Source organism: Kitasatospora sp. NPDC002543 (assembly GCF_053594915.1).
In genome coordinates this window covers 1-10,480 of sequence record NZ_JBSFWR010000168.1, presented here as the reverse complement: position 1 = coordinate 10,480, position 10,480 = coordinate 1, and the positions used below count along the sequence as shown (strand labels likewise).

The 10,480-nt window shown below is 77.4% G+C and carries 6 protein-coding genes; 3 read left to right on the top strand and 3 right to left on the bottom strand.

Going from position 1 to position 10,480, the window contains the following annotated elements; translation table 11 throughout:
• The 3 genes from ACWD4P_RS36720 to ACWD4P_RS36710 all read left to right on the top strand — a co-directional run.
• Positions 1-862: phosphopantetheine-binding protein (locus tag ACWD4P_RS36720; RefSeq protein ID WP_449782625.1), on the top strand; the 862-nt coding region annotated here is incomplete at its 5' end.
• Positions 863-938: 76 nt separating this feature from the next.
• Complete coding sequence (locus ACWD4P_RS36715) at positions 939-2,762, top strand: non-ribosomal peptide synthetase (RefSeq protein ID WP_449782624.1); 1,824 nt, start codon at positions 939-941, stop codon at positions 2,760-2,762.
• Positions 2,759-5,626 (top strand): condensation domain-containing protein, encoded by a 2,868-nt coding sequence (locus tag ACWD4P_RS36710; protein ID WP_449782623.1) that lies wholly within the window; start codon positions 2,759-2,761, stop codon positions 5,624-5,626. Before ACWD4P_RS36715 ends, ACWD4P_RS36710 begins: the two co-directional genes overlap by 4 nt.
• Before the next feature lie 316 nt (positions 5,627-5,942).
• On the opposite strand, the gene ACWD4P_RS36705 is transcribed toward ACWD4P_RS36710, so the two are convergent.
• The 3 genes from ACWD4P_RS36705 to ACWD4P_RS36695 all read right to left on the bottom strand — a co-directional run bounded on the left by ACWD4P_RS36705 (position 5,943) and on the right by ACWD4P_RS36695 (position 10,003).
• On the bottom strand, positions 5,943-7,160 hold the full coding sequence (locus ACWD4P_RS36705; RefSeq protein ID WP_449782626.1) for a vWA domain-containing protein: 1,218 nt from the start codon (positions 7,158-7,160) through the stop codon (positions 5,943-5,945).
• Between the two features lie 95 nt (positions 7,161-7,255).
• On the bottom strand, positions 7,256-8,524 hold the full coding sequence (locus ACWD4P_RS36700) for an AAA family ATPase (protein ID WP_449782622.1): 1,269 nt from the start codon (positions 8,522-8,524) through the stop codon (positions 7,256-7,258).
• Between the two features lie 105 nt (positions 8,525-8,629).
• Positions 8,630-10,003, bottom strand: coding sequence for a hypothetical protein (locus ACWD4P_RS36695; protein WP_449782621.1), 1,374 nt, complete (start codon positions 10,001-10,003; stop codon positions 8,630-8,632).
• Positions 10,004-10,480 lie beyond the last annotated feature (477 nt).

Sequence of the window (10,480 nt, the reverse complement as noted above, 5' to 3'; positions counted from 1 at the left end):
GGCCTCGCCGTGCTTGTTCTGCGCCTGCTGGAAGCCGTTCAGGTACTCGATGATCTGGAGCTGGAGCGCCTCTGAGCGGTCGTGCAGCTCCTGGGGCCGCGGCCTGTCCGCCGGGTACCTCGACCCCGAGCTGACCGCCCGCCGCTTCGTCGACGCGCCCGCCGGCGTGGTCGGCACCGACCGGGTCTACCGCACCGGCGACCGGGTGGTGATGCGGCCGGACGGAGTGGTGGAGTTCCACGGCCGCCTGGACGACCAGGTCAAGGTCAGCGGCGTGCGGATCGAGCCCGCCGAGGTCGAGGCGGCCTTCGAGCGCGACCCGCGGGTGCGCCGGGCGGTGGTCGCCGCCGAGCAGGCGCCGACCGGCGGGGCCCGGCTGCTCGCCTTCGTCCAGGCCGAGGACGGCGCGGACCCGGCGGCGCTGCTCGACGCCGTCCGGCCCTGGCTGCCCGAGCAGGCGGTGCCGTCCGTCGTCCGGCTGGTGGAGAGCTTCCCGCTGGACGCGAACGGCAAGGTGGACCGCCGGGCCCTGCTGGCCGACGCGCCGGCGGCGAACCCGGCGAACCCGGTGGACGCGGCGAACCCGGTGGACGCGGCGAACGCGGCGCAGGACGGGGACGGCCCGGTCGAGCGCACCGTGCTGAAGCTCTGCCGCGAGCTGATCGGCCGCGCCGACCTCGGGCCGGAGGACAACTTCCTGGCGTCGGGCGGCAACTCGCTCGCCGCGGCGAGACTGCTGGAGGCCCTGGAGAACGAGTACGGCGTACGGCTGCGCGCGCCCCTGGTGCTGCGCCAGCCCGACCTGCGGGCCGTCGCCCGACTGGTCGAGGAGCGGGCGGGCGATCTGACCGCGACCGCCTGACCCCGCCCGAACCTCCTCAGTGGGGCGCCCCGGCCCACCAGGCCGGGGCGCCCGGAAGGGAACCACCGTGAACCCCGTGACCACCGCGACTCCCGCGACGACTGTGACCGCCGCGACCGCCGCGAACCCGTCCGTGCTGCCCGTGCTGCCCGCGCTGATCGCCCGGCAGGCCGAGATCCGGCCCGACGCGCTCGCCGTGACCGACGGCTCCACCGTCCTGACCTACCGCGAACTCGTCGACGCGGCGGGCCGGTTGGCCGCCGTCCTGGCCGACCGGGGGATCGGCCCCGGCAGCGCCGTCGGCCTGCTCTGCGCCCGCTCGACCCGGCTCGTCGTCGCCCAGCTCGCCGTCTGGCGGGCCGGCGCCCTCGTCGTCCCGATCGACCCGGCCTATCCGCGCCCGCGGATCGCCGAGATGGCCGCCGACGCCGACGTCCGGCTCGTCCTCGGCGACAAGGCGCTGCTGGCCGAGGCCGGACTCGCCGAGGAGCGGACCCTGGTGCTGACCGAGCGCGGCACCGAGGCCACCGACGGCACGTCCCCCGACGCCGCCGACCCGGCCGCGCCCGCCCTGCTCTACTACACCTCCGGCTCCACCGGCCGCCCCAAGGGCGTCCTCGTCCCGCACAGCGCCGTCTCCGACCTGGTCGCCGCCGAGGACGCGGTCGCCCTCGGCCCGCGCGACCGGGTGCTCTTCCACTCCACCGTCTCCTTCGACGCCGCCACCTTCGAGCTGTGGACCCCGCTCGCCCACGGCGCCGCGGTGGCCGTCTCCCCGAGCGAGCGGCCCAGCGTCGAGGACCTGGTCCGTGACGTCGAGAGCTTCGGCGTCACCACGGTCTTCCTCACCACCGCCCTGTTCCACCACCTGGCATCCCGGCGGTCCCGGGTCTTCGGCGTGCTGCGCACCCTCGTCGTCGGCGGCGAGGCGATCTCCGCCGAGCACGCCGGCGCCGTGCTGCGGGCCTTCCCGTGGCTCGAACTGGTCAACGCGTACGGGCCGACCGAGGCCACCACCTTCACCACCCTGCACCGGATCACCCGGGCCGACTGCGCCGGCTCCGTCCCGATCGGCCGGACCTTCGGCGGCGCCCGCGCCCACGTCCTGGACGAGCGGCTGGCGCCGGTGGCGCCCGGCGCCGTCGGCGAACTGTGGATCGCCGGAGCCCGGCTGGCCCTCGGCTACCTCGACCGGCCGGAGCTGACCGCCGAACGCTTCCGCGAGGTCCCCGGCATCGGACGCGCCTACCGCAGCGGCGACCGGGTCGCCCGACTGCCGGACGGCTCCCTGGAGTACCACGGGCGCACCGACGACCAGGTCAAGGTGCGCGGCTTCCGGATCGAACCCGGCGAGGTCGAGCACGCGCTGCTCCAGCTGCCCGAGGTCGCCGAGGCGGCGGTCGTGGTCCGCCGGGCCGGGCAGAGCGACGCCGCGCTCACCGCCTGCCTGGTGCTCGCCGAAGGCGCCCGCCCGGCCGTCGAGACGCTGCGCGCCCGGCTGGCCGAGCAGTTGCCCGCTCACCTGGTGCCCACCGCCTGGACCGTGCTCGCCGCGCTGCCCCTCACCGGCAGCGGGAAGGTGGACCGGCGGGCGCTGGCCGCCGACGAACCCACCGGGGCGCAGCCCGCCGCCGAGGCCGAGCTCGACCCGATCCAGCAGGTCGTCGCCGACGCGTGGAGCCGGGCGCTGGAACGCCCGATCACCGACCCGGCCGCCGACTTCCTCGCCGAGGGAGGGCACTCGCTGCTCGCCATGTGGGTGGTGGACGACCTGCGCGAGGACCTCGGGGTCGAGCTGTCCCTCGCCGACTTTCTCGGCCACCCGACCGTGGCCGCCCAGGCCGAACTGCTGGAACGCACCCTGCTGGCCGACGACGACACCCGGGGAGCCACCCGATGAGCACCATCGACCGGACCGAACTGCTGCGCCGCGCCCGTGACCGCCGCGCCGCCACCGCCGTCACCGGCCCCGTCACGCACGGGGACGAGGCCCCGCCCCCGCACGGCGACGAGGCCCCGCTCTCGCACGCCCAGCAGCGGATGTGGCTGATGGACCACCTCGGGGAGGGCGGCGCCCTCTACAACGTGCCGCTCGCCACCCGGCTGCGCGGCCCGCTCGACCACGCGGCCCTCGCCGCCGCGATCACCGGCCTGACCGAGCGGCACGCCGTCCTGCGCACCCGCTACCCGCGCCGGGGGGACGAGCCGTACCAGAAGGTCGAAGCGGCCGCCCCGGTGCCGCTGCCGGTGCTGGACGCCACCGGTGCGGAGCAACTCGCCGCCGAGGCCGCCCGGCCGTTCGACCTCGCCAACGGCCCGGTGCTGCGCGCCGTGCTCCTGCGGCACGGCCCCGAGGACCACACACTGCTGCTGACGATCCATCACATCGCGGTGGACGGCGGCGCCTTGCGGTTCATCGCGGCGGACCTCGCCGAGCTGTACCGCGCCGCGCGCGACGGCGGACCGGCCGACCTCCCGGCACCGGCCCCCTCGTACGCCGACTACGCCCGTCAGGAGCGCGCCCGCGAGGCCGAGCTGACGCGGGCCGCCGGCGTCCTCGCGGACCGGATTGCCGGGGCCCGGCCGCTGTCCCTGCTGCGGCCCGTCCCGCCCGGCCCCCGGGAGCGCCGCGCCGTCCTGCACACCGCCCCGCTGGACCCGGCCGTCGTGGAGGAGCTGAGGGCCCTCGGCGTCCGGCACGGCGCGACCCTGTTCACCGTCGTGCTGGCCGCCGCGTTCGCCGCGCTGCGCACCGCCTCCGGGCAGGACGACCTCGTCCTCGGCTGCGCCAGCGGGCACCGCGCCCGGGCGGAGTTCCGCCGGACCGTCGGCCTCGCGGTCAACACCCTGGCGGTGCGGACGAATCCGTCCGGGGACCCGTCGTTCACCGAACTGCTCGGGGCGGTCCGCGCGGCCGTGCTCGACGCCCAGCAGCACCACGAGGTGCCCCTCGACCTCGTGGTGGAGCGGCTCGGCGCGAGCGCGCGCGGCGCCGACGGCACCCCGCTGCTCTCGGTCAGCTGCGACGTGCTGCAGATCGCCGAACCGCTGGAGCTGCCCGGCCTGGACACCTCGAACGTGGAACTCGACCTGGGCCTGGCCAAGTTCGGGCTCACCCTGCTGGTGGAGGACGGCCCGCGGCCGCGCTGTCTGCTGCAGCACGACCGGGACGTGCTGGACGGCGACACCGCCACCCGGCTGCTGGACGCCTTCGCCGCGCTGCTCGCCGCCGTGGCCGCCGACCCGGAGCGGCGGCTGTCCGAGCTGCCCGGAGAGCGGCTGACGGCCGCCGGACACCCCGCCGTGGCGGCCCTCTCGGCCCACCCGGCGGTGGTCGAGGCGGCCGTGATCGAGCGCCCCGACGGCCCTCCGCTCGCCTACGCGGTGGTGCGCGGGCCGGTCGCGCCCAGCGGCACCGACCTGCGGGCCGCCCTGCGCGGACGCCTCTCCGGTGCCGAACTGCCGCTCGCCGTCACCCTGGTGGACCGGCTGCCCCGGCACCCGGACGGCACCCCCGACACCGACCGGCTGCCAGGCGCGGCCCCGCTGACCGGGCAGCCGTCGGCGGACGGTCCGCGGGCGGAGGACCCGGCGTCCGACGTCCGGGAGCAGGGGCCGCTGGACACCGTGCGGCAGGCGTTCGGCGAACTGCTCGGCACCACGCCGCCCGCCGACGGCGACTTCTTCTCGCTCGGCGGCCACTCCCTGGTCGCCGTCCAGCTCGCCGAACGCCTGCGCACCCGCACCGGACTGCCGCTCACCGGCCTCGACATCCTGGAGCAGCGCACCCCGCGCGCCCTCGCCGCCCTGCTCGCCGGCCGCGCCGACGAACGCCGCACCGCCCTCGCCCAGGCCGGGGCCCGCACCCGCGCCACCGGCGCCCGCACCGGCACCGTCCTGCTCACCGGTGCCACCGGCGGGGTCGGCGCGGCCGTGCTCCAGGAGCTGGTGGCCCAGGGCCGGCCGGTCCGGGTGCTGGTGCGCCCCGAGTCCGCGCACCTGCCCGCGCTGAACGGCGCCGAGGTGGCGGAGGGCGACCTCGGCGACCTCGACAGCCTGCGCCGGGCCGTCGAGGGCGTCGACGCCGTCATCCACTCCGCCTGCACCTTCACCGAGCACGCCACCGACCTCGCCGCGATGCGCGTGCTGCTGGACGGCTGGCGGGGCGGCCCGTTCGTCTTCGTCAGCAGCATCGACGCGTACGGCCGCCCGGCGGACACCGAGGTCGCCGAGGGCGGCCCCAGCGGCGCGCCCGTCACCCCGTACGGCCAGGCCAAGCTGGAGTGCGAGCGGATGCTCTTCGAGGCCGCCGCCGCCGGCCGGGGGCAGGCCGTCGCGGTCCGTTCCCCGATCGTCTGGGGCCCGCACCACCGCCTGCGCGACCAGCTCCGCTGGGGTTCCACCGGCCCGCTGTTCCAGGCCGCCCTGGCGGGCCGGCCGATCGGCCTGCCGCCCGGCGACGAGTGGTCCGGGGCGTCCTGGGTGCACGCCGCCGCGCTGGCCCGCAGCCTCGCCGACTGCCTCACCCCGGGCCACCCCGCCGCCGGCCGGGTCGTCAACGCGGTGAGCGGGCACGTCTCCTGGGCCGACTTCACCGCCGAACTGGTCCGCCTGCTCGGCTCGGTGAGCCCGATCGCCGAGACCCCCGACGCCGAGGAGGAGCTCCGCCGCCCCTGGCACTACCGGGCCGACACCCTGGCCGGCCCGCTCGCCCCCGAACCGGGCGAGGACTGGCGCAGCGTCCTGGCGGCCATGGTCCGCTGAGCCCCCGGGCGCGGGCGGAGGAGTCGCTCGCCGACTTCCTCCGCCCGCGCGGCCGCGCCCGGCCCTCCCCCCCTTGACCTCGAGTCCGCTGGAACTGCGGGGTCGGCTGTCCTGGGCGCCGGGGTGACCGGCGCGGTGCTCGACGTGACGGGCGGGGACGTCGACGACGGACCGCGGGAGGTGCGCGACACCGTCGCGACGGCCACCGGCGCCCCGCCAGGCCGTTCCACCGATGGGTCGCCGAGCACCTCGCCGCCTTCCGCTGAGGCACCCCGTCCGTGGCGCGGTCCGCGGTGCCCGCCTCCAGTCGGGGAGCTCAGCCGATGGTCACCACCCGGGCCCACTCCGGCGGCGCCTCCGGCCGGTACTCCTCCTCGTCCGTCGAGGACTCGTCGTACCGGCTGGGCCGGGGGAACAGGCCGACCACCGTGCGGCAGGACGGCGCGACCTCCGGCCACGGGGTCTGCCCGTCCGTCAGCACCACCACGACGTCCGGCCGCGGCCGGGTCCGCAGCGCCGCCGCGAAGCCCGTCCGCAGGTCGGTGCCCCCGCCGCCGATCAGTCGCACGCCCGCCGCGGCGCAGACCGGCTGGACGGTGTGGGCGGCCGCGTCGCAGGAGACCACGGTGACCTGGTCCAGCCGGCCGCCGACCGCCCGGCCGATCGCCGCGACCTCCAGCAGCGCGCTGCCCAGCTCCTCGTCCGAGACCGACCCGGAGGTGTCGACGACCACCGAGACCCGGGGCGGGCGCCGCCGCAGGCTCGGCAGCACCACGCCCGGCAGCCCGGTCGAGCGGCGGGACGGGCGGCCGTAACTGTAGTCCCCGCCCGAGCCCGCCCCGGACGCCGCCGAACGCACGGCCGCGCCCAGCAGCTGCCGCCACGGCTGCGGCGGGTGAAAGACCTCCTCGGCCCACCGCTGCCAGCCCCCGGGCGCGCTTCCGGGGCGGCCCCGGATGCCCTCGGCGACCCGGAAGCGGACGGCGTCCCGCTCCTGCGGGGACAGCCCGCAGGCGCCGCCCGGGCCCAGCTCCCAGGGCCGCTCCAGGCCGTCGGCGCCGCTGCCGCAGTCCAGCCAGGCCAGCTCCCGCACGTGCAGGTCGACCCGGATGCGGTCGAGGTAGTCCTCCATCAACTGTCCGTCCGGCAGCCCGAGGAACCCGGGCGTCACGGCGCTCCCGGGGGTGACGAGCCCGTCGCCGAACGCGTCGTCGTTGATCTCGCAGTCGGCGGCGACGTTCATCCGCAGCCGGGCGCCCGGCCCGCGCAGCCCGAGCGCCGCGGCGAGGCGGTCGCCGCGCCCGTGGTGGTCGCGCAGCAGGTGCGAGACCTCGTGGACCCAGACTGAGGCGAGTTCCTCCACGGGCGTGCGGTCGACGAACACCGGCGAGGCGTAGCAGCGCCAGTGGCGGTCCACGCCCATCGTCGGTACCTGCCGCGACTCCACCAGGCGCAGCGCGAACAGCGCGGTCGCCAGGTACGGCCGGGCCCGGACGGCCAGCAGTCGGGCCGCGTACAGCTTGGCCTCGTCCAACCCGGTCGGGCGCCGGGGGCCGCCCGGTCCGGTCGCGCGCCCGGCTTCGTTCGGTGCGGCTCCCCGCCCGGGCGCGTCCGGCACGGCGGTCCTGCTCACTTCCCGGCCCCGGCGGCGACCCGGGCGGCGGCGCGGTCGGCCCGCCGGGACAGCTCCACCGCCGACGCCAGGTGCTCGATCGCCTCCGGCACGTCCCAGTCCTCCCGCCGCAGCGAGGCCAGCGTGGTGGCCGGGACGACCAGCACGTCCGGCGCGCCGGTCTCCAGCGCCCGGACCAGCAGCGCCCAGGCGGCGTCCCAGCGTGCCCGCTCCGGGCGGTTGCGCACCGCCGCGACCACCGCGTCCAGCACCGCCTGGCGCAGGTCCCCGCGCTCGGGCAGCACCGCGCCCGCCGGGTCGGCGAGCAGGTCCTCCGGGTCCGGGAGGTCCATCCGCTCCTTGTGCGCCATCAGCTCCAGCCCCGGGCCGTCACCGACGGCTCCGCGCACCAGCAGCGACAGCACCTCACGGGACGACCCGGCCGCGGTTGCGAAGGCGACCAGCCGCAGCGTCATGTCCCAGCTGCGCGGGGACGGCCAGGCGCCGCCGCGCCGGGTCTCGGTGGTGGGCAGTCGGTGCACCAGCTCGGGCCGGGCCGCCAGCAGCCCGCAGACCGCCCGGCGGGCCAGCGCCACGGCCTCCGGGAGCGCCCGCGGTTCGAGCTGGGGCAGGGTGGCCACCGGCCAGACGCCGCCGAGGCCGCGCACCACCACCTCGTGGTCGTGCTCCCACTGGAGGTGGACGAAGCGGTTGGCCAGCGGCGGACTGAGCTCCCACCCGTCGGCCGCCGAGGAGCGCGGGTTGGCGGCGGCCACGATCCGTACGCCGGGCGGGAGTCGGAGCGCCCCGATGCGCCGCTCCAGGACCAGCCGGAGCAGCGCGGCCTGGACGGCGGGCGGCGCGGTGGACAGCTCGTCCAGGAACAGCAGCCCGCGCCCGGCCCGTACCAGGCGCACCGCCCAGTCCGGCGGGGCCAGCGGGACGCCCTGCCGGGCCGGGTCGTCGCCGACGACGGGCAGGCCGGAGAAGTCGGAGGGCTCGTGGACGCTGGCGATGACGGTGGTGAGCGGCAGGTCCAGGGCGTCGGCGAGCTGGTTGAGCGCGGCGGTCTTGCCGATGCCGGGCTCGCCCCAGAGCAGGACGGGCAGGTCGGCGGCGACGGCCAGGGTGAGCGCCTCCAGCCGGGTGTCGGCGCGCGGTTCGGTGGTGGTGTCGGCGAGCAGGTCGAGCAGCCGGCGGGCGACGTCGAGGCGGGTGGCCTCCGGGCCGGCGGTCTCGTGGTCGGCGGTCACGGGGAGGGTGGCTTCGGACGGGTGGACGGGCATGGGCGATCACCTCGGGGTGTGCGGTGCGGAAGGGGGCTGGGTGCCGGGCGGCGGAGGCACGCGTCGGGGAGGTACGGCGGCGGGCGATGGAGGTACGGCGGAGGATCAGCGGAACGTGGCCGTCCGGTGGCGGGCGCGGAGCGCGGTGCGGCGCCGGTGGCGGGCGGCGCCCTCCTGGTGGGCGCCGCGGCTCACCCGCAGCGACGGCTGGTCGAGGACCGCCGCCCCTGCCCCTGCCAGGCCCGCCCGGTACAGGCCGTAGGCGATCCGCCGTTCGGCCGCCGCCGCCAGCTCGTCCCGCAGCGGCCCTGCGCGCAGCACCGCCTCCGGGCCGAGCAGGGTCTCGATCACAGCCAGCGCGCCGGCGGTGTCGCCGTGGTCCAATCGCTCGCGCACACCGGCCAGTTGGTCCGGTCTCCGGTGTGCCAGGTCGATCGCCCGCAGGCACGGGAGCGGGGTGCCGGACAAAGCGGCCAGCAGTTCCTCGCGGCGCAGCTCGGCCGGGTCGTGGTCGAGCGGGACGAGCACCCCGCCGACCAGCCCGATCCGGTGCCGCGCCCCTCGGCAGTCCACCAGCCGCTGCGGTTCGAGTCGCGGCGGCGCCTGGGCCCGGGACGGCTGCCCGGGCGCCAGTGCCGCCGCCACCAGCGGGTGCAGCCCGTCGGCGTCGAGCATGCCGCCGCGCAGCAGCTCGAGGTCGGGCAGTGCCCAGGTCGCGGCGTCGGGCAGCAGGGGCAGCATCGAGGTGTCCCCGGAGGCCTCCGCCGTCGAGCCGTCCGGTCCGAGCAGCAGCCGGCGCCGCCGCCCGAGCCGCACCACGACGGGCCCGGCGGGGCGCCCCTCGGCGCGCAGCAGGAGCTCGGCCTCGGCGGCCCAGCGGTCGACGGCGCAGCGCAGCGGCGGGTCGCCGGCGCCGTCCGGGAGCGGCCCCGGCGGCGGACAGGTGGAACCGGCCCGTACGGCCAACTCCGCGCTGCGCCCGGCATCCCAGAGGTGCCGGTGCAGGTCGTGGCGGAACCGCCGGCTGGGGTGTGGGTGCGGATGCGGAGAGCGGCCGTCGCCGGCGGAGCCGTCCCAGAGGGCCAGCGAGACCCGCTGTCCGTACTCCGCCCACGTGGGCGGAGTACGGACCACCAGGACGATGGTCGGCTCGCCGGGGTAGCGGGCCAGCGGCACGGTGAGGCCCGGGCGCAGCAGCCCGTCGGGGGCGGTCCTCGGCAGGTGCCAGCGCAGCAAGTCCGGTGCGAGGCGGCGCAGATCGGCCCGCACCCGGTCGGCGAGCTCCCGGCCGTGGACGCGGGCGACGTCCCGCGGGCGGAGGTCGACCTCGACGTTGGCCGCGGCGCAGGCCCCGGCCCAGTCGCCGACCAGGCGGCGGGCGGTGGCGGTTTCGATCATGGAGGGCGGCACGGCGTACTCGCGTACGCGCCGCCAGAAGGTGAGGCGGGAGTCGTTCCCGTTCGCGGGGTGAGTGGGCATCAGCACTCACTCTTCGCGGACAGGACCCCCATTCTGCGATCAGCGTGAGTGGTCATCGCCGGGGAGCATAGCGTCCCGCGCGGCCCTTCGCCACACCGTTCCGGGGCGGGCGCCGCGCGCCGGACGTCGCCACGCGCCCCGGGCCAGCCGGCTGCTCAAGGGCGGCTGGAGGCCGGGTCGAGACGGGTGGTTCGTGGCGGCTTGGGTGTGTTCTGGTGGAGGGCGGAGGGGGCACGCCGGAGGCGTAGACGCTCGCGCATGGAACTGAGTGCGGGGGCTATGGTTCGCCGGCCCGGAGTGGCCTTGACTGGTGGACACGAGGACGGACACGCGGGGTTCACCCCGGCGGGTCCGACGATCCGAGCAGGGCTCCTACTCCGAGTGAGGGTGTTCGTGATGGCTGGTGTGGTGGATCTGGCGGTCGAGTCCGGTGTCGTGCTGGTGGTCGGCGGGACGGGGAAGACGGGTCGCCGGGTG